The sequence below is a fragment of the Pirellula sp. SH-Sr6A genome, from assembly GCF_001610875.1.
In the GTDB taxonomy this organism is placed as follows: domain Bacteria; phylum Planctomycetota; class Planctomycetia; order Pirellulales; family Pirellulaceae; genus JBKCUI01.
In genome coordinates, this window is the sequence record NZ_CP011272.1 from 1,330,707 (window position 1) to 1,356,558 (window position 25,852).

General features: G+C 51.3%; 19 protein-coding genes and 2 pseudogenes. 14 read left to right on the plus strand and 7 right to left on the minus strand.

Annotation, left to right across the window (positions count from 1 at the left end; translation table 11 throughout):
- Nucleotide 1: 1 nt before the first annotated feature.
- The 5 genes from VN12_RS05100 to VN12_RS05125 form a co-directional block, all read right to left on the minus strand.
- Complete coding sequence (locus tag VN12_RS05100) at nucleotides 2-814, minus strand: DUF899 domain-containing protein (RefSeq protein WP_146675812.1); 813 nt, start codon at nucleotides 812-814, stop codon at nucleotides 2-4.
- A gap of 4 nt (nucleotides 815-818) precedes the next feature.
- The gene (locus tag VN12_RS05105) at nucleotides 819-1,121 is read right to left on the minus strand and encodes a hypothetical protein (RefSeq protein ID WP_146675813.1); all 303 of its coding nucleotides are present in this window, start codon (nucleotides 1,119-1,121) and stop codon (nucleotides 819-821) included.
- Nucleotides 1,118-1,585 (minus strand): SRPBCC family protein, encoded by a 468-nt coding sequence (locus VN12_RS05110; protein ID WP_146675814.1) that lies wholly within the window; start codon nucleotides 1,583-1,585, stop codon nucleotides 1,118-1,120. The genes VN12_RS05105 and VN12_RS05110 overlap by 4 nt, the downstream gene beginning before the upstream one ends.
- Before the next feature lie 27 nt (nucleotides 1,586-1,612).
- Nucleotides 1,613-1,960 (minus strand): ArsR/SmtB family transcription factor, encoded by a 348-nt coding sequence (locus VN12_RS05115; protein WP_146675815.1) that lies wholly within the window; start codon nucleotides 1,958-1,960, stop codon nucleotides 1,613-1,615.
- A gap of 436 nt (nucleotides 1,961-2,396) precedes the next feature.
- Nucleotides 2,397-3,893 (minus strand): protein kinase domain-containing protein, encoded by a 1,497-nt coding sequence (locus tag VN12_RS05125; RefSeq protein WP_205855196.1) that lies wholly within the window; start codon nucleotides 3,891-3,893, stop codon nucleotides 2,397-2,399.
- Between the two features lie 36 nt (nucleotides 3,894-3,929).
- Between VN12_RS05125 and VN12_RS05130 the strand changes: the two genes are divergently transcribed.
- Nucleotides 3,930-4,187, plus strand: a complete 258-nt coding sequence (locus tag VN12_RS05130; RefSeq protein ID WP_146675818.1) for an indolepyruvate ferredoxin oxidoreductase subunit alpha — start codon at nucleotides 3,930-3,932, stop codon at nucleotides 4,185-4,187.
- Nucleotides 4,188-4,201: 14 nt separating this feature from the next.
- Nucleotides 4,202-4,615: a DUF2809 domain-containing protein gene (locus VN12_RS05135; RefSeq protein ID WP_146675819.1), complete on the plus strand. Its 414-nt coding sequence runs from the start codon at nucleotides 4,202-4,204 to the stop codon at nucleotides 4,613-4,615.
- Between the two features lie 264 nt (nucleotides 4,616-4,879).
- On the opposite strand, the gene ltrA is transcribed toward VN12_RS05135, so the two are convergent.
- Entirely contained in the window at nucleotides 4,880-6,136 is a 1,257-nt protein-coding gene (gene ltrA, locus VN12_RS05140; protein WP_205855087.1) for a group II intron reverse transcriptase/maturase, read from the minus strand.
- A 1,141-nt stretch (nucleotides 6,137-7,277) separates the two neighbouring features.
- On the opposite strand from ltrA, the gene VN12_RS05145 reads away from it, so the two are divergent.
- The 11 genes and pseudogenes from VN12_RS05145 to VN12_RS05195 all read left to right on the plus strand — a co-directional run bounded on the left by VN12_RS05145 (nucleotide 7,278) and on the right by VN12_RS05195 (nucleotide 23,026).
- Nucleotides 7,278-8,492 (plus strand): Fic family protein, encoded by a 1,215-nt coding sequence (locus VN12_RS05145; protein ID WP_146675821.1) that lies wholly within the window; start codon nucleotides 7,278-7,280, stop codon nucleotides 8,490-8,492.
- A 576-nt stretch (nucleotides 8,493-9,068) separates the two neighbouring features.
- Complete coding sequence (locus VN12_RS05150; RefSeq protein WP_146675822.1) at nucleotides 9,069-9,884, plus strand: DDE-type integrase/transposase/recombinase; 816 nt, start codon at nucleotides 9,069-9,071, stop codon at nucleotides 9,882-9,884.
- A gap of 633 nt (nucleotides 9,885-10,517) precedes the next feature.
- Nucleotides 10,518-13,493 (plus strand): FtsX-like permease family protein, encoded by a 2,976-nt coding sequence (locus VN12_RS05155; RefSeq protein ID WP_146675823.1) that lies wholly within the window; start codon nucleotides 10,518-10,520, stop codon nucleotides 13,491-13,493.
- Between the two features lie 34 nt (nucleotides 13,494-13,527).
- Entirely contained in the window at nucleotides 13,528-14,316 is a 789-nt protein-coding gene (locus VN12_RS05160; RefSeq protein ID WP_240491325.1) for an ABC transporter ATP-binding protein, read from the plus strand.
- Entirely contained in the window at nucleotides 14,313-17,171 is a 2,859-nt protein-coding gene (locus VN12_RS05165; protein WP_146675824.1) for an ABC transporter permease, read from the plus strand. The genes VN12_RS05160 and VN12_RS05165 overlap by 4 nt, the downstream gene beginning before the upstream one ends.
- Nucleotides 17,172-17,278: 107 nt before the next feature.
- Nucleotides 17,279-18,322: a DUF1559 domain-containing protein gene (locus VN12_RS05170; RefSeq protein ID WP_146675825.1), complete on the plus strand. Its 1,044-nt coding sequence runs from the start codon at nucleotides 17,279-17,281 to the stop codon at nucleotides 18,320-18,322.
- A gap of 42 nt (nucleotides 18,323-18,364) precedes the next feature.
- Nucleotides 18,365-19,141 (plus strand): ABC transporter ATP-binding protein, encoded by a 777-nt coding sequence (locus VN12_RS05175; protein ID WP_146675826.1) that lies wholly within the window; start codon nucleotides 18,365-18,367, stop codon nucleotides 19,139-19,141.
- A gap of 203 nt (nucleotides 19,142-19,344) precedes the next feature.
- A pseudogene (locus tag VN12_RS05180) lies at nucleotides 19,345-20,565 on the plus strand (IS256 family transposase); the annotation flags it as partial.
- Nucleotides 20,566-20,668: 103 nt separating this feature from the next.
- Nucleotides 20,669-20,814: pseudogene (locus tag VN12_RS05185) on the plus strand (DDE-type integrase/transposase/recombinase); the annotation flags it as partial.
- A 2-nt stretch (nucleotides 20,815-20,816) separates the two neighbouring features.
- Nucleotides 20,817-22,241, plus strand: a complete 1,425-nt coding sequence (locus tag VN12_RS05190) for a prenyltransferase/squalene oxidase repeat-containing protein (RefSeq protein WP_240491326.1) — start codon at nucleotides 20,817-20,819, stop codon at nucleotides 22,239-22,241.
- Nucleotides 22,205-23,026, plus strand: coding sequence for a hypothetical protein (locus tag VN12_RS05195; protein WP_146675828.1), 822 nt, complete (start codon nucleotides 22,205-22,207; stop codon nucleotides 23,024-23,026). The genes VN12_RS05190 and VN12_RS05195 overlap by 37 nt, the downstream gene beginning before the upstream one ends.
- A 177-nt stretch (nucleotides 23,027-23,203) precedes the next feature.
- Here VN12_RS05195 and VN12_RS05200 read toward each other — a convergent pair whose 3' ends face one another.
- Nucleotides 23,204-24,454, minus strand: coding sequence for a lactate racemase domain-containing protein (locus tag VN12_RS05200; RefSeq protein ID WP_240491327.1), 1,251 nt, complete (start codon nucleotides 24,452-24,454; stop codon nucleotides 23,204-23,206).
- Nucleotides 24,455-24,619: 165 nt separating this feature from the next.
- Between VN12_RS05200 and VN12_RS05205 the strand changes: the two genes are divergently transcribed.
- The gene (locus VN12_RS05205; RefSeq protein WP_146675830.1) at nucleotides 24,620-25,849 is read left to right on the plus strand and encodes a DUF3500 domain-containing protein; all 1,230 of its coding nucleotides are present in this window, start codon (nucleotides 24,620-24,622) and stop codon (nucleotides 25,847-25,849) included.
- The last annotated feature ends 3 nt before the right edge of the window (nucleotides 25,850-25,852 follow it).

The window sequence follows — 25,852 nt, forward strand, 5'->3', positions numbered from 1 at the left end:
TTTAAGACACGCAACAGCATGAGACTTCGCCTTGAGATTTTTTGTATTCATCGTGTCGTCGCCACCAAACCGCGGTTTCGTTACGCCCCATGGGCGCGCGATCGAGCCACTGATATTGCGACCATAGAATATCCAGCCCGCGTGCGAATGTTGAATACGTGTGATAGAGGACTCCGCTTTCAATTTGAAATGCACTCATCCCCGGACGCTCACGTGTGTAAGTTGCAACGTCCGTTCCAGTCATCGCGGCGTTGATTCCAACGGGCGAGTTTTGCATTCGGCTGGCCATGCCTTCATCACTTCGCTGAAGCCATACAGGTTCGTCGCGATAGTTGTAGTTTAGCCCGATTTCAAACTGCTGCTGTTCAGTAAATCCAACACCGAAATCTTGATTGAAGTCGCTACCACCTGAGGAGGCCCACGGAAACGTCCAACCCATCCGCTTCTTATAGGCGGCAAGCTTTGCAATTGGTGCGCTCGACACGGCGCACAACGTTACGTCGTGACCGGCAAGGTGCAAGTGCAAGCCGTTAAAGGAATCAGCAATTGCAGAACAGGAAACACATCCGGCTTCATACTCGGGACCGAACATGAAATGGTACACCAACAGTTGACTTCGCCCCTGAAAAAGATCTGCGAGTGATGAAGCACCACAATCAGTTTCGAATTTATAATCTTTATCGATGCGTACGCAGGGCAGTTGAAGACGCAGCTTGGCGACTTCGTCGCTGCGACGCGTAAGTTCCTTCTCTGCCTCTAGCAAACCTTTCCTTGCTTCAATCCAAACATCCCGACTTACGATATCACGTTGCATGTCTCTACCTCCAAGTTACCCGACGAATAAACACCAAAAGAATCTTTCGTAGAACACCTAATTGCATCCAAGCAGCGAGTGCAAACGCAGTCACGCACGTCCCGATGATGAACCATCGCAGATAAGTTACGGAAGTGAAACTGACACCAAGTCCCGTCCATAAAACGAGGTAAGCAGCCACGCAAGTCGGGCACTTCGGAACGAACGCGAGGACAATACTCGGAAGAACCCACTGCATTGCAGCACTCGTTCGACTTAGCCAAGTTCGATTTCGATGTGACGATCGTTCTTTGCAACAGCGACTCATGATGCATCCTTCGCTTTAACGGTTGCTAGTTTGCGGACGCGGTCAATCCAGTACTCCCACCCCAATGAAAGTCCATCAAGATGTTCGGTATTGAGTAGGCCGGCAGCTTGATGGCGAAAGATCAACTTGCTCGCCATTCCTTCTTTACTAAGTCGATACGAGAGATGATTGATGGCTGCATAGGACATCATCAACGGACCTGTGATTTCGATTAGTGTCGGTGGCTTGATGACCTGGACGTGCCCCCATAGATGCCCGGTGTTGTCGCCGAGGTCGCGGAACCAACGACCGCCTGGCCAAGTTTCCAGATGCATCGGAAACGCCTTTCCGCCCGGCATCTCGCAATCCCGCCCCAACTGATCGAGAATCGCTGCAAATGCGAATTCAATTGGCGCGTCGATCTCGACAACTCGTTCGATTACAGAAGTCTCAAAGCTATTCTGTGGTTTAGTGCCGCTTACCATTGATACTCCAAAAATGTAAGGTCTCAGTTAGTTGTTCTTTCGAGCCTCAAAGGCGCGGGATTCTGCCTTCGTCTTGATTCGTGCCAGTTGGTGATCCCAAAGTGATTCAAAACTCTTGGACCAGTCATATACGGCTTTTAATTTTGCGGCCTCCAGTTTGTAGATCCGATGCTTGCCCTGCCGATCGACCGACACTACGCCGACTTCGAAAAGCACGCTCAAGTGTTTAGAAACCGATGGCTGTGAAAGCTCCGTCGACTCAACGATGGCACCAACGGTCATCGGACCGAGGCGAGCCAAGAGCGATACAAGCCCTCGTCGGTTCGGTTCAGCGATCGCGCTGAAAATGTCGTTAGATTTCGATGTCGGCGGCATGCCAATATCATATTCCTATTACGGAATGTGTCAATGGTGATTTTCGTGATTTGAACTTTCTTGAAATGCGGAATGAGTAAAACGACTTTCGGAACACATACTCGCTCGTTCTGATCCAAGTAAACGCAAAGTCACACTATTCCCTCTGCAAACGCGAACGTTCGGTCAGGTAAATCGCTCTTCATATCGCACTCACTTTTAGGTTTTCCCAAAAGCTGAATATCGTACTCTTTCAAACTTCACAACTCCGTCATGGCCAATAAGTCGCTATTTGCAATCCTTACTAGGCGATTGCCGCGAGCTAACGCAGTCAACGAAGCGGGTGGCCGAGCCTACAACCTCGAACCGAAGCACGTGCTGGACCAAGTTGCCGCTATCTGTAGGGTTACACGCAAACTAGGCGAGTGGACGAAGAGAAACTTCGAAAAGGTTCCACTTAGTCGGTAAGCAGCGTAAACAATTCAGCTACCAAATGAGGCCTGGAAGAGATGGCTTTTTTCAAAGTAATTTTGGCAACTGCTGCCAACTGTGCTTCTGCCGGCGTAACTGGAATGTTGGGTAGTATCAAGTCTTCGTCGGCAACAGTATCGAGCAGTGAGCCGGAATCATGAGGGCTTTGACCAGCAAGCAGATAGAAGGCTAATCCGCCGATCGCGTAGATGTCGGTAGTAAAGCCAATCGTGCCGAAGGCTGGTGAGATCTGCTCGGGAGCGGCAAAGCCAAGCGTTCCACCAAGTGATGCGATCAACTCACATTCAGCATCATCTATTATTGGTTTTTGCGAGTACGTTGAGAAACCGAAATCGGTAACAACGATTCGTCCTTCGCTATCAAGCAGAATGTTGTTGGGAGTTAAGTCTCCGTGTACAACTGCTGCGTCATGCGCCGCCGCAACAGCCTTGCAGATCTGAGCTAGCCATTCCACTGCGGTCGACGAGTCGTTTGGCTTAACGTTGGCAAGGGATTGTCCATCTACATACTCACTGACAAGATAAGGCCCACCATGTGGCGAATGTCCCCAGCCAAGATATTTTACAACGCCGCGATGGTTGATCTTCGATGCATGGTCGATTTCTCGCAGAAACGATAGTTTGCTATGAGGGTTAGTCCATAGATGCCTGTGCATGAACTTCACAGCGACGACCTGTCCATCGCTCTTCAATATCGCTCGATATACTTTTCCGAGTGCCCCAGTGCCAACGAGTTTCCCAAGTACAAACTGTCGGTAACTGATGTTGGGAAGATTGATGGTCTCAATTGTTGGATCGAGCAGTACTCCATTTCGCTGATCGACGGAAGCGAGTTGCCCCCTGACGATGTCTTGCATCGACTTAATGCGTCGGCGAATAGTCCGTTCGTCGACTCCTAGCTGTTCCGCAATTTCCCTTTGAGTCTTGTTCTCCAAGAGAAGTTCGAGAAGTCGCGAATGATCCGAATTTAGCATTGAATGGATCTCATCCAACAATTCATTGGCTTCGGTTACGGAAGGGTTCGTGCTTAGATCAGTCTCAAGATCATCGAGCGATATTCTGGTCCGTCCGCCACCGCGTTTGGCCGCTGTTTCGCGTTCCAATGCCCTCGCCAGTTTTCTCCGAACGAATGTTGCCAGGATGTTCCAAGCGGACGCCGTGCTCTCAAGCTTAATGGATGGACTGGCATTTGCTCTGGTTACTCGGAAGAAGCTGCCCATAGCAGACTGAACCAAATCTTCAGGAGCAATGCCGCCGCGGTACTTGCGATTGAGTCTAGACGCAACCAACGCAACCAAACGGACCTCGTACCGGGCCAAAAGTACGCGGGCAGCATCCTGTGAACCCGACCGCCACATTTCGACGAGTTCACGGCTGGCTCGGTTCGTCAGATTCGAATCCGAAACTTTTTGAATTTTGACGTCCGCTTTGTCGTCCAGATTCTCACCTCCTCCGGTACCCACTCTGTTTTCCACAATTCTAGGCTGAGGATCTCCAATATGACTATGGTCGTAACTGAGCCATGCAAAGGCTGCAAAGACAAGGCTTGTTTGAAGGTTTGCCCATGTGAGTGCTTTTATGAGGATGCCGATATGGTCTACATTCATCCCGATGAGTGCATCGACTGTGAAGCCTGCATTCCTGAGTGCCCTGTCGAAGCCATTTTCTATGAAGACAATGTGCCAACGCAGTGGCTGCATTACATTGAACTGAATGCCAAGCGTTCGAAGGAATGTCCGCCCGCTCAACCGAAATAGAAAGAGCCTATTGATTGATTCGAACTCGATTCGCTTACCTACTCGCCGCCATAGTTGTCGTTATTGCCGGCTTGGCATCACGCAGAAACCGAGGACAGTTGCCAGCCTTCCTGGCTGAATATGCCGGCGACACGCTGTGGGCGCTGATGCTGTTCTTGTTGGTCAGCACGCTTTTGGCTGGTCGGCTGATCCTAACGAGGGCAGGAATTTCGCTGGCTCTCGCTTTCCTAGTCGAGATCAGCCAGCTTTATCACGCCCCGTGGATCGACTCGATTCGGCAGACCACGTTAGGCGGGCTGGTATTGGGGTTCGGATTTCTCTGGACTGATCTCGTTTGCTATTCGGTCGGCATTGCGACGGGATCGCTGGTGGAGTGGGGGATCAGACGCGTGGGTGGACCAAAATTGGAGAAGGTTTCTGGGCGTTAGGATTTGCTACCGCTGTGTTAGTCAAACCCAACTTTGGAAACGGAGATCCTGAGAGTTCTCAGTAGAGATCGTGGGTGCCGGAGGGGACGGCTCGCGTTTCTGTCGTTGCCCAGTATCTCTCTTTCCTAACCGAGATATTTGGGGCGGGTGTTGTGGACGCGGAAAAGGCCCAAAACGTGGGATAGAAATCGGGTAGGAGGCGGGATTACTCCCGCCGTCCTCCCACACCACCGTACGTACGGTTCCGTATACGGCGGTTCAGGTCTAACGACGATTCAGCTCAGTGCCTTTCTGGACGAGGCTTATCAGCCCAAGTTGCGTGAGGTGGCGAGTAGGCAGGGCCTGATTCATGTGGCTAGCGCCAGCATTCCACCAGGGGCCATGACCATTGCCAGCACAGACCCACGCTCGCACGCGGTCAATGCCAAGGCGAGTCAGTTCGCGGGCTCGTTTGGGCGGACGCTTCCATTGGCGCCAGTAGATGGCGCGTAACTTCCTGCGTAACCAGCTATCAAGTTCCTCGAACGTTTTCTTCACTTCACTCTTCCGGTAGTACGACACCCAACCGATCAGGACCGGCTGCAACTGAGCAAGCACCGTACGCACATTGCGACCTCGTGCCTTGCGGAGTTCCTCGCGTAGGCGACCCTTGAAGCGTTTGACCGATTCAGGAGACACCTTAAACTTCGGTTGGTGATGGTGCGTGAACGTATAGCCCAGGAACTTGCGGTTCCAGGGGCGGTCCACGGCACTCTTGGCTCGATTCACTGTCAGTCGCAGTTTCTCGCTCAGGAAGCGTTCGACACCATTAAGCACTCGCTCACCGGCGCGGTGACTGCGAACGTAAATGTTACAGTCATCAGCGTAGCGAACGAATTTGTGGCCTCGGCGTTCCAGCTCCTTGTCCAGCTCATCGAGCAGGACGTTGGACAGAAGCGGTGATAAGGGACCGCCTTGCGGCGTTCCCTCGCTGCGTGGACTCACGATGCCGCCTTCCATGATGCCAGCTTGCAGATACAAGCGGATCAGTTTCAGGATGCGTTTGTCTTGGATCTGACGTGCAAGGCGACTCATCAGGATGTCGTGATTGACGCGATCGAAGAACTTTTCCAAGTCCATGTCGACAACCCAGCGATGCCCTGAAGCAATGTGTTCCTTGGCACGATCCAACGCCTGATGCGTACTCCGGCCTGGGCGAAACCCAAAGCTAGAATCCGAAAACATTGGATCGTAGAGCCTCGTGAGCACTTGCAGTAAAGCTTGCTGGATCAAGCGATCTAGCACTGTCGGTATGCCCAGCATGCGCATCCCTTTGCCACCGGGTTTAGGTATTTCTACCTTTCGCACAGGGCTCGGACGATACGTTCCGCTGAACAGTTCTTCCCGGTGGCGTTCCCAATGCTCTCGGCAGTAGCCTGGCAGTTCATCGACGGTCACCCCATCAACGCCTGCGGCTCCTTTATTACCGACAACACGGCTCAACGCCTGCAACATATTGCTGCGGCTTAGCACCTCCTCCATCGTGACGGTGACTGAATGTTCAGTGTTCTCATTGCATGCCGGAAGTGTTTGACGCGCGTACGAATTACCCTCAGCGGTTCCGCCGCATACTCTTGTTCGCCGCTCAGGCTTCTCAGCCGTCATCTCTGCGTCTACCTCACATCACGAATACTTTGCACCAAACGGTTAAACTTGTTCGGCCCTTCGTCAGCTAAAGCCTCCGACTACTATGGCCTCTGCTGACTTCTACGGTGACATCGTAACCTCTTGCGAGGCAACTAGCTTTGCAGCATCCCCGTAGATCTCTCAGGGTAAGACGCGTAACTTTCCTCTCGTATATTCGCCGCATATACGCCGACTCGGTCCGAATGACATTGGGCTTTGAATCTTCGTGCCTTCTCGCCCACCGGGTCGTCGCCTCGTATACGGTTCGTGTACCTCGAACCGAGAGTTTGCCTGCTGCTTCCTTCAGATTCAGAGTTGCCCCTGACACCCTTGCAGTCGACTAGGAGTTCCTGTCATCAAGGCCTCCATCGGGACTTGCACCCGACAAGTTACTTCCTGGTTCACTTTCGCTTGCCAGTTGCGAGCGTCAGTCAATGACGCTCCGCGTCATGCCTGACGCACACGAAAAACGCCGGGCGTCGATCTCTCGTCGTCCGGCGTTAACTTTTTGGCGTTTCTTCCGTAGAAAAAACTAAGGCTCCCCGGATCAACCCTGATAAGGAACCTTCTCGGAGAGCCGTTGATCGCTAACCTAGGATTAGCGTGGGAGTTGTGCGTTTTCAAGACCGACTCGGTGTTTTCATGTCTGCGTGCCGCTTTACGGAAAATCAGCTTAACAGACAAGCCAGTTCGAGACCGGCCAGGGCCAGCCAAAGAGTCGCGGAATGGACCTTTAGCCTGCGGGTGAATCGCGTTCTGAGTCGCCGCCGACAATGCAAACTGGAGTTTCTGCTTGCTGCTATTTTTCTCAAAGGTGCCTCTCGGAGTGTAAAAAGTGCGCTCCACTCACGATTTCCCTCGAACTTACTGCTTTCGGCAATGGCAAGCTTCCGCAACGTTTAGCTAAGTCCAGGCTTCTTGACTAAACCCAGCCGCTAGTCTACAAAAACGCAGATTTATGGACTAGCGAGGCGGGTTGGTTTCGAGGATTGGACTAGTGAATCAAGCAGACTACCAAAAGGGTTTCCCTGGAAAACTGGTCGCCACTTATCTCACTGAGTATTTGAATGGGCCAATGGCGCCCCCAACTCAGACAAAAACGTTGGCATTCGTACCCGACCCTCTTCCTCCCAAAATTGATTGGAAGGCATTGCAGATAGAGCATTTCGACCGCTATTCCGAAACGCTCTTGGCGCTGGGGAAGATCAATGGTTTGCACAAGCGTGTTGGGAATGCGGCAGCAATGTTGCGAACCTTGTGGATGCGAGAAGCGAAGCTTTCCTCCGAAGTTGAAAATATTCACACTACGGCAGAAGAGCTTGTGTTGGCTGGGGCTGGTCGTTTATTGCATCCGCGTGATAGCAGTCTTGAAAGCTGGAACTATGTCCGAGCGCTCGAACATGGGATCCATTCTGACTTGCCATGGTCATCACGACTCATTCGGGAAATGCACGCCATATTGTTACAGAGCGTTCGCGGCAAAAATCATCGCCCAGGTTTGTTTCGCGATAAAGGAGTTTACTTGAGCGGGCCGCTACCTGGAGCTCAACACGCTCGCTTTATTCCCATGCCTCCGGGAGATGAGTTGCTCAATGCAATTCGCGATCTTGAAGCCTTCGTAAACAACTCTCATGACCATATCCCTCCTCTCTTTGCCGTTGCAATCACTCACTACCAATTCGAAACCATCCATCCATTCAGTGACGGGAACGGGCGAATAGGGCGCGTTCTCATTTCACGATCCCTAGTGAAGGAGAAACTGCTCGAGCACCCTGTTGTCTACATGAGTGCTTACATCAACGAAAATCGTAAGCAATACGTCGACCTTCTTTTACGAATCAGTCAACAAGGTGGTCAAGCTTGGTCTGACTGGATTGGGTTCTTCTTGGAGGCTATTCGAACTCAGACGCTTGATGCCATCTGGCGAAGTGAAGAATTGATTAATCTGCAAGTTCGCTTTCAAGACCTTCTTAAAACCGATGGGGCACCAACTAGGTTGTTTCCAGTCGTCGAATCCTTATTTGCTTCGCCAGCAATGAATATTGCCGATCTTATGAAACATACACAAACCACCAAAACGACAGCAGGAAAGGACATGGAGCGTTTGGAGCGTCTCGGTATAGTCAGAGAGATTACTGGACGAGAGCGAGAGCGAGATTGGCTCGCGCAAGATATCGTCAACGTTATTTCCAAGGAATCGCCTCAGCAATAACCAGTACCAAGCCCCTGCAAAAACAAGTAGTTGCTCTCGAATGAACTGGGTAATGCAAGTTTACAGGAATGACTTTAAATCGCACCTAAACGCCGACAGAACTCGTATGATCACCGTTTGCGGGAATTGGTCTTCCAATCTGGAAGAACGGAGACCGCGAGACGAATCGGTGTGCCTCGATCTACGATTCATGGCTGGACTAAGGCTCGACCTCGACCGGTTGTGACACTGATTGCAAAAGATGATTATGTCGAGAGCCTCGAAAAGAGGGTCTACCTTCTCGAGCGGCGCACAGCACGATTGAGAGCTTTACTTCGACTGTGCGTTGTCTTGTTTCGGCTATGGGGTTTTTCGCTTACCTACCAACGATTGCCTCAAGGGAGCGATAAAGAAAAACTCCTCCGGGTCATTGATCGTGCAAGCCTCTTCGTTCGATTGTCAAGATTACTTGCCTGCATTGGACTCTCTTCTTCGCGCTACTACGATTGGAAGAACTCGCAAGAATGTGGACTCGATGATGTCGCGTCTTGTCCTAGGTCTTTGCCGGGGCAAACGACTGCGACGGAACGCTCCGAAATGCGATCGATGGTGCAGTCTGAAGACTATCGTCATCTCAGCGTCGGATCGATTGCACGATTGGCCTCACGTTTAGGAAAGGTCTACGCTTGCACCTCGACTTGGTACCGAGCAATTCAAAATGGAAATTGGATCCGGTCTCGCAAACGCATCTACCCACCGAAACCGCGCGTCGGATTACGAGCTACGAAGCCGAACGAATATTGGCATGTCGATACAACCATTGTTCGATTGCTCGATGGCAGCCGCGTGTACCTTCACGCAATTCTCGACAACTTCTCGCGCCGCATTCTCGCATGGAGATTGAATTACACCTTTGAAACAGGTACGACAGCGGAACTCCTTAAGGAAGCAGCGAAGGGACTCCCCGAAAACACAGTACCCTCTGCTGTCATGGACTTGGGCGTTGAAAACGTGAATGGCGCAGTAAATGAGCTTGTTTCTGATGGCACCATCCAGCGCATTCTTGCGCAGGTCGATATTGTGGAATCGAACAGTATGATCGAAGCATGGTGGCGTCAGCTGAAGCACCAGTGGTTGTATTTGAACGAACTTGAAAGTGCGAATTCGGTTCGCAAGTTTGTTGCCTTTTACGTCGAGCAGCACAACTCGGTCGTGCCCCATTTTGCCTTCCAAGGGCAGACACCCGACGAGATGCACTTTGGGACCGGAGCGAATGTTCCGGTGGACCTTAAAGAGAAGCGTGCAACAGCGAGAACTGCGAGGTTAGCGCACAATCGCGCTCTGAGCTGTGATTTCTGTAGAGCAAAAACCAGCGAACCAGCACTTGTATCACTCCAAAACAACACGAGCTAAGCCTTGTGCAAGTGCGTCTTGTACCAAGAAACGAGGATCACCAAGCGAGCGACAAGCTCGATGGATGTCTGATTGATCGTCACAAGCAGGAAAATCGACGTCGAACCATCTCACAAAACCATCGAAACACCCCAACAGATCGCCCGTTTACACCGAAGTGAGCCCAAGCTCATCGATTGCACGAGGTGGCCCTTAGAGAAACTCTTGCGGCACAATCAACTCGCCTAATAGCGCCGAGTTCTCGAACGCTTTTTTCCAGAATGTTCTGCAGCGCCGGAAGGAAAATCACCTTAGTCGATGCGATCTACTTTTTGCTCAGGGCGGGTCAAGTTTTCATCGCAAACCAATTGAACAGCTCTTCACGCTCTCAAAGTTCAGGTGAGCAACACGTCGATTTCTTTGTATCCAATACGATTTTCCGTTGATACCGTTACTTCATTTACTGCTGATCGAATCTTATTCATATATGGATAATCTTTGTTCACATCTTGTGCCTCTCTTTACTAGCGCTATGATCGAGTCATCGAATGCTTCTAGTACAGTTACCGTAGCAGCAGCGATTCTGCACAGCTGTGTCGAGATCAGCGAAATCAAGATACTGTCGTTTGTTACGTCGATGGACCGATTTTTCCCATGCAAAGCCTAAAGCTAATTCTCAAGTTGGTTCTACGACAGACGGCGATTCATCCAGGCCGAGCGATAGTAACGGTCTTTGGAATTATCGCGTCAACGTGTGCAGTTGTTTGGGTAGTTAGTGGGTACGACGCGCTGGTTTCCCAGTTCGATGAAAACGCTGGCAAGTACTTAGGGCGCTATGACATCTTGTTGATTCCTCAAGGCCAGCCTGGCGCAGTCAGTTATGTCGATCCTAAGGTAATCGAAATGATGCGTGAAGATCCAGGCGTTCTAGAACTCAATCCAGTTCATCAGTCGCGAGTTTCGATCGCTCGCGTTAGTAAGCCAGGCGAAGGCACGGATGAGTCTTCGCTTGGATTGCTCATCGGCACACGACCACCAGTCAATGGAGCGCCGCCGATTGACCCAGTGCTTGTCGGGACAGCTGCCGAAGAGCCGCCATACGAACTTCAGCAAGGCGCATGGCTAAAGGATGACAGTGTTGTTATTAGTTCCGGCGCTGCCAAGCGACTAAACATCACGGTCGGAGATGAGGTTTTAGTTACGACGATGGCGAATCAAATGCGATTGCCCGTTATTGGGGTCGTCGAGCAAGCGCCGGAGACTCCGTCGCTCGGTGGCGGACCTGGCGGTCGCGGTAACAGAAGTGGTGGGCGCGGATCTGGAAGAGGTGGTCCTGGCGGTGGCGGTCCTGGTCGTGGCGGTCAGGGCGGTGGACGTGGAGCGGGTCCAGGTCCAACCGAGGGTACGGTCGCTGACAGAGCTGATTCGGTAGAGAATACTGCCACCAAGCTTGGAATCCCTGCAGCTTTTGTTCAGGGAGTGGCAACCAATGCTATCTACGTCCGTCCGCAGCTTGCTGAAAAGATCAACGGTTTTTCTTCTGAGCCAACGGTTCTACAGGTCGCTCTTCGCGATTCGTATGTGGTGTACCAGTTTTCGTCCAAGTGGAAAGAGCCTCTCGCAGCGGCTCTCCCGGCAATGACCATCGTTGACTTCAGCACCGTTCGCGCTGGGTTGACGAACAGCATGAGCGTTTCGTCACAACGATCGCAGTCCTACGCCGCCACGGGTTTCGCATCGCTGGCGTCAGTCTTCATCATTTTCTCACTCTTGAGCATGGGAGTTAGTGAACGTACTCGCGAGTTTGCTTTACTCCGCGCGGTTGCGTTTAGTCGACTTCAGATCGCTGGAGTCGTTGGGATCGAGAGTTTCATACTGGCAGCAATCGGTTGGTTCTGCGGACTGGTGCTGGGTTTCTGCTTGCTGTTTATCGGCAGCCGTTGGATGCCAGGACTTTTTGCAAGCGGGGCAACACTTGGCTGGACGACATTCAAGTTAACGGCTGCAACTGTCCTTTTAGGTGCCATCGGAGCTGCCGTGCTGCCTGCGTGGCGTGCAACGCGCATCAGGCCTCTGGAAGCAATCTCAGTTTCCCGTGTTGCGGCGCCTGGAACATGGCACTACAGCACAATGACAGTCGTGGGGTTACTGCTCGCTATAACTGCGCCTGTTACAGTCTTTTTGTTGCCTCTTCCCGACCAATGGCGAGTGTGGTGCTATTCCATGGTGACCTATCCAGCATTGCTCATCGGTATGGTGCTACTGACGCCAATCGTCGTGCGATTGTCGGAACGGCTTTTCGGAAGTCCGCTCTCCAAACTCTTCGGAATCGACCCTCGTTTATTTCATACCCAACTATCGACGAACCTTTGGCGAACAATAGGGGCCACATTGGCGCTTTCGGTTGGGCTTGGCTTGTATGCATCTACGCAAACCTGGGGCTTTTCAATGCTTAAGCCGTTCATGCCCGGAGATTGGTTGCCCGATATGCTTGTCTCCTTTCAGCCAGGAGGATTGGATGATCAGGGACTTGATGCGGTGCGCAAGGCTGAGGGAGTCGAAAATTCGAGCGTAACGCCGCTCGCGATCGAACAAGCTAAGTTTGATTGGGGAGACGACGAGGCTCCGGGGCGTATAACGCACGACAATGCTGTTCTGTTTGGTATTGATGCTCAGGAGATTCTCACCGGAAATGCCCCGCTTGTTCCCGTTAATTTTGTGCAGGGGAATCGAGATGATGTAGTTTCGCGATTGAAGAGCGGTGGAACTTGCGTGGTTTCGCGAGATTTTCAAGTGACTTCCGGATTGCGAGTCGGTCAAAAAGTAAAGTTCATTCCACCCAACGCTCCAAGCCAACGTGTTGAATATGAAATCGTTGGAGTAGTAGAAATGCCCGGCTGGCAATGGATAACGAAGTTTTCCGGAGTTCGACGCCACTTTGTTCGAACCGCCAGCATGATGTTCGTTGACCGCCAGACAGTTCGGAAAGACTTTCAGTTAAACAGAACCGAATTCTGCTGGCTTAATCTTAAGCCCGGTACAAAGCTGCCCGAGATTGAAGCGGCTATGCAGAAAATAGCCGAGCAGTTCGCTACCGGCAATATTCAAGCGGACGGACTAGGTACGGTGACTTCGTATCGCCCTTTCGCACGCGCGACGGCCACTGAAACTGTCCGAAGGTCAATCACCATTCGAGCCAAAGACATGATTTGGGGCATGAGCCAACTACCGCTCATCACTCTGTTCATTATGTCACTTGCAGTAGTGAATGCCGTGATCGCGTCGGTTCGTTCCCGTCAATGGGAGTTTGGCATTCTTCGATCAATCGGAACAACCCGACTACAGTTGGTCAAGATAGTTATTGCGGAAACACTTCTTATCGGTCTATCTGCCTGCATGCTCAGCTTGTCGTTCGGATTGATCGCTGGATGGTGTGGGGTTGGAATGGCGCTATACGGAAATTGGGGCCAGTACTTCGGCACGCCTGAATTTCTTGTGCCTTGGCAGCAACTAGGATTTGGCTTCGTTATTACTCTTAGCCTATGCGCAATAGCGGCGGCCTGGCCCGCGTTTCGAATCGGCCGCGCTGAACCCTTGTCACTACTTGCCGCTGGCCGCAGCGCGCGTTAGGTGCCGATAGCACGCTCATAGCACATAGCCAGAGATGAGTTCTTCTCCAATCGCAAACCAAGATCAGGAAAAAATGTCCGATAGTAAACCAGTTCAAGTGTCCAATGTCGTCAAGCGCTTTCGTCAAGGCAGGTCTGCGGTCACAGCGCTTGATGGCGTGTCGGTGGAGATCGTTTCAGGCGAGTTTGTGGCCATCATGGGTGCGTCGGGCTCCGGGAAGAGCACGCTTTTACACGCCATGGCCGGCTTAACGGAGATCGATGAAGGTATCGTTCGCGTCGGTGGACAGGATCTTGCTCAACTGAACGACCGCCAACTCACTCAGTTTCGTCGAAGAAAGATCGGATTGATTTTTCAATCATTCAATCTGATTCCTAGCCTATCCGCTGTAAACAATATCCTGCTGCCAGCGAACTCGGATCAAGAGACAATTAATCGATCCGAGCAGTTATTGGATCGCTTGGGGATTTCGCCGCGCAGGAACCATAAACCAGGTGCGATGTCTGGCGGAGAGCAACAACGTGTTGCTATTGCAAGGGCTCTTATTACCGAACCGGCGATTGTGTTTGCTGACGAGCCGACGGGAAGTCTGGACTCTACAACAGGGCAAAAGCTGTGCGAGTTGCTTCGCGAGCTGTGTGATGAAGAGCATCGGAGCATTGTGGTGGTAACCCATGAGCCGACTGTAGCCATGTGGGCGGACCGAGTCTTGGTGTTGCGTGACGGCAAGCTGCTAACTGAATTCGCTACAACCGGGTCGCATCATCCGCATGAGATTACCGAGCGTTACCAGCAGGCGCTGTTTGGGGAATCGCTCGTATGAAAGTGCTGCAAGTCGCGATTTCGTTCCTCGCCGAACATCCGTTGCGGGCAATCTTGACGACCACGGCTGGCGCAGCAGCCACGTGTTTAGTGATCTGGATCGCAAGCAGTTACGATGCTTTGCACAAGACCTTTGATGAGTATTCGAACCTGGCGCTGGGTCGATACCAACTAGCGGTTGCGCCGATCGGGTCAAAGGGCGAACTCGAGGTGCCACGACAAGTGCTCGAAGACCTTCGAAAAGATCCGACGGTGGTCTCGGCAGATGCTATGTGGGCTGTTCGCATGCCGCTTGCAGGAGCATCCGCCGTCATTCCATTGGCAGGTCCTAGGGAGTCAGGAATTCCAGGTTCGCAAAGTGAGCGTGGTTCCGTATCTGTTCCAACTGATACTAGCGGCTTGCAGTCTGAGGAGTCCAACCAAGGCAAACCAGGGCCACGATCACGTCGACCTTTTTTACCTGAACTGTTGATGGTTGCAAGCAGCGCAGACTCGCCTCCTCACGACATGCAAAGTGGTAGTTGGATCAACAGCATTTCCGGAAATCAAAGTGGCCCGAACAGCATCGCTATTAGGGCAGATGTTGCCAAAGACCGGGGCTGGAAATTGGGCGATCCGATCGAGGTGAAGGTCGGTTCGACTGCTCGCACATTGCAGATCGCAGGGATTTTCAATGGTCCAAGCCTGCCGGGGGCTGGGCCGATGGGCATTCCTCTTCTTACACCAAGTTCGGCAGATGCATTTGTGACGATCGATCTTGCTAAGGAGATTTTTGGACAATCAGAAAGGATTAGCTTGATCGGTGTCGCTGTAGATAACGGTGCAGACATAGACAAATTTAGATTCGGCTGGGCTCCTAGACTTAACCGCTATGAAACGCCCGTGCAATTTCAAGAAGCGTTTGAAATCGAGGAGGCGCTGGATCAGGCGGCTGCGGCTCAAAATCTGCGTATGCAATCGTTTGCTGCAACCGGAATCGCGCTGCTGGTTTCAGCATTGGTCGTCATGTGTTCGTTAAGTATGGGTGTCAATGAGCGAATTCGACAATACGCTGTGCTTCGAGCAATCGCTTTTTCACGAATCCAAGTAGCTTTTGTCATCGTAATGGAAGGTTTTTTGTTGGGGCTCGGAGGACTGTTGTTCGGGCTACTGGCTAGCTGGCTACTGCTTACGATTGTTGGGTGGCTATTCGCCAAGGTTCTCTATCACGGAATTTCCATAGGGACATGGAGCGTAACGCTGGCAAGTATATCGATGTTGGGCGGAGCCTTGATTGCCTCACTAATTCCTGCGATTCGAGTGATGCGATTTCGTCCAATGGATGCTATGGCACCTCGGCCCGAAATTGTCGACGAGCCTCGCTTTGTTCGTTTGTCGCTTCTAATCGGAAGTATTTTGGTGGCCATCAATCCGATTCTGACTTTTCTCCTTCCTCCTGGTTCAGAGCCAGCAACCTACGTGCGAATGGCTGTTGGGTTCGTAACAATGGCTGTGGGCTTTACACTACTAGCGCCATTAGTTGTTTGTTGGGTTGACCAATTCGGAAGCCCGCTATTAGCTCGAGTGTTCGCGACGGATCAAAAATTACTTTCGAGCCAAATTTCTTCCAGAGTGTGGCGTTCGGTGGGTGCTTCCGTCTCGCTTGCTTTTGGGCTTGGGCTTTTCCTTGGAATTCATGTTTGGGGCTGGACCATGCTGGAGGCATTCGTCCCGGGTCCGTGGGCGCCTGATGCGCTCGCTGCGGTTTCTCCGGGGCTTGCCCTCAATCAATTGAATAACGTCAGAGAGATCGAGGGAATCCATACGCAGCGATCCACGCTAGTCGTGGTGGAACAGCCAAGACTCTTACAAGATCTTACTGGCAGTGCAACGCGCGCAACGATCACGCGTCAAGATAATATCATCCTGGCTGGACTCGATCCCGGCGTGGCCTTTGGAGGCGACGATCCACTCTTGAAGCTTCGATGGATTGAAGGAGATCCGTCGCGGGCCATTGAGAAAATGCAAAGCGAAAGAAGTTGTGTCGTTCCAGTCCACTTTCTCAGAGAAACTGGCTTGAAGTTAGACGACCTCATTGAAGTCGTTCCGCCAGAGTCCTCGGCGACCCCTGTGAGCTACACTATCGTAGGTGCCGTCGATCTTCACGGCTGGCATTGGCAAACCAAGACGACGGGACTGCGTCCCCGCACACATCGCGCAGCAGCCCTGATTTTCGCCGACCTGAAACAGGTCTCGCGAGATTTTCAATTGCCGGAAGCGACCCACGTTTGGTTTGATTACACTCAAAGGCAATCTGACCCAGACGCAATCAGCGATGGATTGAAGTCATTGCTTGCCCAGACGCACGCGTCAAGTTCTGGTGAGTCATCAGTTCAATCTAGAGTCATCCCGGTCGCCAGCATTCGGAATCAACTTCGAAACATGGCCAGTCGATGGCTGTGGATGCTTAGCCAAGTTCCGCTCCTTGCACTCGTAATTGCAGCCATCGGAGTCTTGAACGTATTGTTGGCTTCTGTTCGCTCCCGGCGATGGGAATTTGGCGTGCTGCGGTCGATCGGAATCGATCGATCACAGATCACCCGCGCTATCTTAGCTGAAGGAGTATTGATTGCGATTGTGGCTTGCGTTCTCAGTGTGTCGTTCGGCGTATTGGCTGGTTGGTGCGGTTGCGGTTTGGCCCAGTACATTAGTTTCTTCGGTGGACTCCATCCACCGTTGGTAATCCCTCTATTGCCAGTGGTTCTTGGGGTGGGCCTCGCCCTTGCAATCGGATTTTTGTGCGCGCTGGCACCTGCTTTGGTGATTGGTCGAGCATCCCCATTATCGCTGCTACAACAGACCAAAGATGCTCTTTAGGTATGAAAACATATGGTCCATAAGGGAACAAAGCAGACGGGCAGAAATCGCAAAGTGCTTTCAACTACAGATCAAGACTTCAACTCTATCTCACAGAATGAACCCCAATGACGAAGCAAAAACAAATTAGTCAAACTCGGAAGCGTGGATTCACACTTGTGGAGCTTCTCGTTGTCATCGCGATTATCGGAATCTTAGTGGGATTGCTGCTGCCCGCAGTACAAGCGGCCCGCGAAGCAGCGCGTCGAATGCAATGCAGCAATAATCTCAAGCAGTTAGGTTTAGCGCTGCACAACTACGCATCAACCTATCGTGAAATGCTACCCAACGCCGGATGGAGTCGCACGGGAGGGTATCCGAACGATTACTCGCCATTAGCTAAGGTGCTTCCCTATTCCGAGCAGGATAACCTTCATAGTCTAATTGATTTCTCGATCTATATGGGACACCCAGGGACCGCGGATCTGCCAGCCGCGCTACAACCTGCCGCAGCTACAGTCGTTCCATTTTTCATTTGTCCGAGCGATGGCGAAAATCCAACGCACAACTTGACGTTACCGTCTACAGCAGTCATTACTGTAGCTGGATCGAACTACTCCATGAACCAAGGAAGTGGAATGGACAAAGCGTTCCACCCAGGATTCGGTGCATCAGACGGGTTGTGTTGGATCGATGGCAAGACAAAGTTGGCGCATATCACCGATGGTACCAGTAATACACTGGTGTTTACGGAAACCTTGCGAGGTAATGGAATTAGTCCTACATCGGTGACGCCAACTCGCAAAGAAATACAATCCTATCGAGGTCGTGCCAGTGCGACAGACGCAAACTTGGCACTTCTAGATGCTGGCAACGTAACCGGCATCGTGGCTGCCGTCTCAGGTTGGGATGCAACGCGTAACTATATGTGGCTGCGCGGCTCGTCGCCTACGGGCCCTGTTATGAATGGACGACTCGTTCCAAATGCTAAGGTCCCAGATATTACGTTTGGTTCTGCCAAGGTTACCGCGGCTCGAAGTAATCACTCGGGAGGCGTCAATGCTGCTTACTGCGATGGAAGTGTTCACTTCGTTTCAGATTCTATCGATGCTGTTACTTGGCATGCGATTTGGACCAAATCCGGCGGCGAAGTCGCGAGCGTACCAGAGTAACTTGTCACAGACAGTATCAACTACTCGATGAAAGCACCAATAATGAATGACAGCTCAACTGTCTTACAGGTCAGTAGTCTTACCAAGACTTACAAGCAAGGGGATCGAGATGTACGAGCCCTTTCCGACCTGCACCTAACCGTAAACCGAGGTGAATCGGTAGCCATTATGGGAGCCAGCGGTTCTGGAAAAAGCACGTTGCTCCACCTGATCGCCGGCCTGACTCGCCCAGACAGCGGTGAAGTCGTAATCGACGGGCAATCCGTCTTCTCGCTCTCGGATAGCCAGCTCACCAAATTTCGACGCGATCGAATTGGTCTAGTGTTTCAATCCTTCAATCTCGTCCCGGCATTGACTGCTGAGGACAATATTTTACTTCCGCTGCTTTCTGGGGGCAAACGCTGCGATTCATCGCAGTTAGAAGAATTGCTTGATCACTTGGGGATTGAACATCGCCGTTTTCATCGTCCAGATGCTCTAAGCGGTGGTGAACAACAACGAGTCGCGATTGCACGCGCGCTGATAACGCAACCTGCGATCGTCCTTGCGGATGAGCCAACAGGAAGTCTCGACTCGCAGAATAGCCAAGCAATCTGCGAATTGTTGCATAAAATATCTGAAAAGGAACGTCGAACGATTGTTACAGTGACCCATGAACCCAGCGTGGCCATCTATTCAAATGTTGTGGTGGTGCTGAAAGATGGCAAAGTGGTTTCGAAATTCGAGACTGGCCAATTTGCTGACTCTGTAGGGTTGGCGGCACACTATCTAGAGGTCGTTTCTGGTCAAACAGGTGAATTGGAGCACACCACAACGTAAACGACAGATGGAGTGCTCCCCAAAATCAGGTCCATATGTTACGAGAGTGTAACGTTTCGATTCGGAGCAGAAGGACTTTCAAATGAGCAAGGAGATATAACCAAATGTTGGATTCTGTGAATTGAGAAAAAGGTGGCTTATCCTGCTGGTGTAAACATCAAGTTTCGCTAGCGGCCCAGCGAGGGCACAAGGAGTATGCCGAGATGAAAAATAAGGTATTCGATGCTTCTGAACCAGTGGGTGGGAACGAAGTTTTGAAGTTTGGACCCGTTGATAACGCCAGAAGCGTCCTCGACCAAATCATCCAAGACGGGGCGAGACGGATGCTGCAAGCTGCTTTGGAAAACGAGGTCGAAGCATTCCTCGAACGGCACTCGAACAAGGTCGACGAGGAGGGAAGGCGACAAGTCGTCCGAAACGGATACTTACCTTCCCGCGAGTTGGTGACGGGTGCAGGAACACTCGAGATCCAGCAGCCTCGTGTTCGCGATAGATCGCCCGAGGCAGATGATCGCGTTCGATTTTCCTCCAGCATCCTTCCGCCCTACCTGCGTCGTTCGAAGGCGATCGACGAGCTCATTCCATGGCTTTACCTCAAAGGCATTTCCACCGGCGATTTCTCGGAAGCCTTGCAATCGTTGACGGGCGCTCCCGTGGATTCGGTGAGCGCCTCGACAATCGTTCGCTTGAAGGAAGCTTGGACGAAAGAGTATGAAACTTGGAGCAGCCGCGATCTCTCGGAAAAGCGTTATGCGTACATCTGGGCAGATGGCATCCATGTCAATGTTCGATTGGAAGACCAAGAAAATCAAAGGCAATGCCTCTTGGTCTTGATGGGGGCAACTGCGGAAGGAGAGAAGGAGCTGATCGCCGTGAGAGATGGATATCGGGAAAGCGAATCAAGTTGGACGGAGCTTCTTAGTGACCTTAAAAGCCGCGGCCTCAAAGTGGATCCGCAGCTTGCCATCGGTGATGGAGCGTTGGGCTTTTGGGCTGCCGTACGCAAAGTGTTTTCCAAGATACGAGAGCAGCGTTGTTGGTTTCACAAGAGCGGAAACATCTTGAACAAGCTCCCCAAAAGTGCGCAGCCACGCGCCAAGGAAGCCCTCCATGAAATCTGGATGGCAGAAACACGAGAGAATGCTTACAAGGCGTTTGATCGCTTCGGAGAAATGTACAAAGCGAAATACCCGCAGGCATGGGAATGTCTTCCCAAAGACAAGGAGGAGCTCCTGGCATTTTATGATTTCCCTGCTGAGCACTGGAAGCACCTTCGCACGACCAACCCAATTGAGTCCACCTTCTCAACGATACGGTTAAGGCATCGCAAGACGAAGGGAAGCGGAACGCGTCAAGCGAGCTTGGTGATGATGTTCAAGCTTGCCGAAGCAGCTGCAAAGAAATGGCGGCGACTCGATGGTCATTAGCACATCGTATCGCTGCTCGAAGGAAAGAAATTCGTAAATGGAATCCTGCAGGTTGCCGCCTAGATCCAAATCCTAGAACACAACAATTGACAATACGTCGCCAGAGCATTTGCGCAGCGACAACGGTCCTGAGTTCATTGCCAAGGCGATTCGAGATTGGCTGATCAAGCTTGGAGTTCAACCCCGGTACATTTACCCGGCAGCCCTTGGGAAAATGGCTACTCGGAGAGCTTTCAACCATCACTCTCATGGTAACTGAACAAAAAATGGGGCACTCCAGGCCTCAGAGAAACTTGCGCTGCACCATCACCTCGCCTAATAGTGCCGAGCTCTCGAACGCCTTTTTCCAAAACGTTCTGCAGCGCCGAAGCACAGCATTGCCAACTATAGGTGGACAAAAATCCGCCACACGACTGCGGTCAGGACAATTTTCAGTCATTCATCACGATAAATCTCGTGTTTGCGTAGAATCGCATCAACTACTTTTACGTATCTTCCGCGTGCAAAATGAGGGGCGGCCAATGCTGAGACTTCCAATCTTTAAGACGTACATGCTTATAGCGATCGGTGTTGGGATAAGCATCACCAACATTGGAACGCACAGCCAAGGTGCTCAAGAGTCGGCTGAATCTGTCGTTTCGACCGGTGTGACTCCAGATAAAAAAGCTGTTGTTGAAAGGGCGCTACGGTATCTCAGAATTGAAGGCCAAGCCGCCGACGGGACCTTTAGTATTGAAGCTGGCCCAGGCGTCACGGCATTGGTGCTCACTGCAATGTTGCGGCACAAAGTCGGTCTCGATGACCCTGCACTCGCAAAAGGTCTAAAGGCTCTTGAAGGTTTTGTCAAACCGGATGGAGGCATCTACGGGAATGGTCGCCTAATGAACTACGAGACTTGTGTCGGGGTGCTGGCCTTTAGTGAGGCCAACAAAATTGCCGGCGATGGTCGCTACAACAAAATTCTTGCCAATGCGAAATCGTTTCTCACAGGCATGCAGTTTGGTGGTGCGGTTGGTGAAGAGACTGATAACTTAGACTACGGTGGTGCGGGTTATGCTGGCAAAGGTCGCCCCGATTTATCGAATACGACCTATTTGATGGAGGCTCTGAAAGCTCTCGATGCTGGACAAGACGATCCAGCGATTCAGCGTGCTCTTGTTTTCATCTCGCGTTGTCAGAATCTGAAGAGCGAACACAATGACATCGAACTCTCAGCGAACGTTAACGATGGAGGTTTTTATTACAAGATTCCAACTGAGAAGGAACTGGAATCCGCTGACAAGTCCTCTTCCTCTGGTGGACTACGTAGTTCGGGATCGATGACCTATTCTGGTCTCAAGAGCATGATTTATGCAGGCCTTAATGCCGACGATGTTCGCGTGAAAGCAGCAATCGACTGGATCGGCAAACACTATACGCTCAAAGAGAATCCAGGGATGGGGAGCGCGGGTCTGTACTACTACTTTCACACTTTCGCGGCGGGTATCAGTGCGGCGGGTCTTAATGAATTCAAGGATAGCAGCGGTACTGCGCATCCTTGGCGAGAAGAACTCACCAAGGAACTCGCGGGGCTGCAGACTAAATCAGGTTCCTGGAAAAACGAAAATCGACAATGGTTCGAGAACGATCAAAATCTATGTACCGCGTTCGCACTTCTATCTTTGGCCTACTAGGAGCCAGCTCAGAAAAGTTCGTACCTACGGCGTCGGACAACCCGACCCGATTGCAAAGTTCCTTGCGAGCCGTTCAATCGTTCAGTTTTCTTGGCGAGCTTTCGTCGCTTGCTATCCTTTACCTTTGGCTCTTGTCAGACGGTTATCTCACGCACCTCGTGCTATTTGCAGATACCAAAATGAAACGCTTCGCAGTTACCGATGAGATCATTCAGCCCAGGTATGTAGGGGTGATAGCAATTCTGATCGTGTTTAGTGTTTCGTGGTTATTTCACTTTGCGATAAATCAACTTGGCGTCCAATCTGGATCTGGTATTCGGCGCATGCTCCTTCAAATCACAACGTTGGCGGCAGGCCTGTCTATTTGGATGGGCTGGTGTTCGATTGTTGATTTTGGTAGGCAACTTCGATTCTCGAAAGATTCGGCAGCCATTGAACGGTTCGCGGTGTTCGTAGACTCACAGTGGAAAGTATTAGTTGCTGGCGAGTCACCGCTCGTAGTCGGACCCAGCAATCCATACCCTCTATACGAACCTACTCTACTGATTTATTCAAACATCAACATGATTCCTGATACCGAGATAGCGTTCGTTGCGATTGAACGAACGAGTCAAGAGGCCATCCGATTCGAGCTATCGGGGAGTAATTTGGGACGTTGGTTAGAAATCCGATTCACGAATGATCCACCAGGCAAGTTCATCGGAGGAATTGAATCGCATTTTACTCCGCTGTCTTACCGAAAACTCTCTGATCGAATATTTCTAGTTGAGTTCGCGGAATCTTAGTCGATTCTCTGCGAACTCAAAAAAAGTTGGAATTGGTAACACGCAAAATTATCAAAAACAATCTTAAACGCAACGACATCTAGTTTTGTACTATCGAGTCGACAACAGCCTAAAAGTCTAATTCAGATGGTAATTCGGTAAAAGTTTATCGTAACCGAGAATAGTGTTCCTATTGAACTACGCGACGATCGACTCACGCTGGCCGAGCTTTTCACGTGTCGACCATAGTCCTGCTGATGGCGTACTGATGAAGAAAACTTCTTCTCCATCGTGCATTGTGTTCCAACCTTCCTTCATTTTGCCCGCATCATAACGCTGTGTAACCTCGGCGATATCCGCGAACGCATACCCTACTTGTTCGACTTCTGATCGCGATAGCTTTCCAGGCGCATACCTGATTGTGAATCGCCCGTCGCTCGTACCATGAATCAAGTGCGCCGTACCGTGGCCAATGTCCTGCATGTCCGCGTTATGCTTGTAAAGGTCTAAGATCTCGAGTCTGGGGCGATATCCGTACTTCCTTATAAGTCGGTCTACCTCAGGCTGCTCACCGAACCTTTCCACACCAGGGGCGATGATCAGCAGTTCCCCTTCATCGGCCATGGCCATCCGGGTTCGATAGACAGCCTTATTTGCAACCCATGTGGCTCGAAACTCATCTTCCTGCATCACGGCGACGATCTTCTTTACCGGTTTCTCAAATACAGTGATGTTCTGAGCTTTGCTCGCGCGGGCAGCCATCAAATACGTTTCGAGATCGTCTCCGACATAAACCCCGGTGTGAACAAGCTTGTTCTCTTCATTGCGCGCCATAACGACCTGCAAGTACACATCTGGCAATCGCGAAAGAAATTGATCTTCAGCCCAGTTGTAACATGCTCGCAAGGGAGTGATCAGTTTCCCAAGGTTGTTCTCAATTCCATAGACCCCCGCGGCCATATGCGAAGCGCAAATCAGTTCTTTTCCGCCCAAACCTATAAAGTAATTTTTGTTGTGGTTCGCAAACCCCAGCACTTCATGAGGTACAACGTGACCGATGTTGATAATGAGATCCCATGGCTCGTTGACAGTCATCGAGTTTAGATCGACCGGGATATCCCAATCGGCAATGCCATTAGTTGTATCTGCAACCAAGTCACCAGGGATAACTCCAACACGTGTGACTCCGCCTCGCCAGTCGTGGGCGTGGATTCGTTCATTGGGAATAGATCCGAACATCCATTTGTTTTCTGCCTCCGTGTGCGGCACGTGCTGACCGAGCGTCGGAATCACGTGGGTATCGCAATTGGCTGGCAACAGTTTGTAAAGACATTCGGTAATCCATCCCGCGCCGCTGTGAGCCCGAGTGAGATCTGGCGGAAGAAGTAACACCCTACGAAAATCGCAACCCAGGCGGTCCCTAGCTTCATCGAGTAATCGCTGACACATGAGTTCAATCTCTGATCGAGAAATGAACGCTGACTCCGAATGAAACCAAGGCATAACAATTTGACTCCTGAACTTGCGCAACGCCTACGACGGCCAGCAAGGTAGCTCTGGAAGGAAAAACCCGCTGTTCAAATCAGCGGAAGAATAACGTCACATGATACCCGTTTGGCAGCGAGTGCTGAAGCGGCAGTTAGATCAGAGCTTCCGCAGGTTTACGGTGGTCACCTGAACAAAAGGTGCGATTCGACCAACAAATCACCGATGCAGTCGTGCGAGATCGAATTTTTGACTATCATAAGACCTCCGCTACACACCTCGCCTTTGCCTCCCAACCAGTCAGCTACTCCTATGAGATTCATCACCGTAATCTTGCTTGCGTTATCCATTGCCGCTCCATCTTTCGCAACCGAAGATACTTCGCAAACCAAGACTGGTGCTGCCATGGTGAAAGCCGCATCGACTCTCGTGGCCGCTTTGTCTCCAGCCGAGAAGGCCAAGATTGTCCTTGCCTATGATGATCCACGCCGAACGGACTGGCATAACATTCCCAAGCCCGAACGCAAAGGTCTGCCGCTGCGTGACATGTCCAACGAACTCAAAGACCTGACTCAGGAGTTGCTGAAAGTAAGCCTCAGTGCTTCCGGGTATGAGAAAGCAACTCGTATCATGTCGCTCGAAAACAACCTTTTCGAAGATGAGAAGAAGTTGAAGACAGCTCCATTGCGAGATCCTCAACGTTACTTCCTCAGCATTTTCGGAACTCCGTCCTCAAAAGGTACTTGGGGATTCAGTTTCGAAGGCCATCATCTTTCATTGAATTTCGTCGTAAGTGATGGCGCAGTCGTCAGTGATACGCCTAGCTTTTGGGGAGCGAACCCAACAATCGTGCGCACCTACATCACAGGCGGACCCGAGGTTGGTGTTCGAACGCTCAAGGATGAAGAAGAATTGGGCTTTAAGCTTGTCAAATCCCTCGATGAAAAGCAAAAGCAAGTAGCCATCCGGGCTGACAAATCGCCTGCCGAATATCGCGCTGGCGGGAGTCCTCAACCTCCATTAACGCCGCCTGAGGGAATTGCAGCATCAGAACTCAACAAAGAGCAGAGCGAAATCCTTTGGGATCTCATTAAGGCCTACAACAGCCATCTGACTGACGATGTGGCAGCGGGCAATATCGAAGAGATACGACAAGCTAATTTTGGGAGAGTTCATTTTGGTTGGTGGGGTGCGACCGAGCCAGGCATTGGTCACTACTACAGGGTTCAGGGACCAACGTTTGTCTTAGAGTTTGTCAACTATCAAGACGGCGTCGAAGGCACAAAGGCTAACCATATTCATTCCGTATGGCGTAGCCTTAAGGGTGATTTTGCGATTCCGATCAAGGGTGGTAATTAGTCC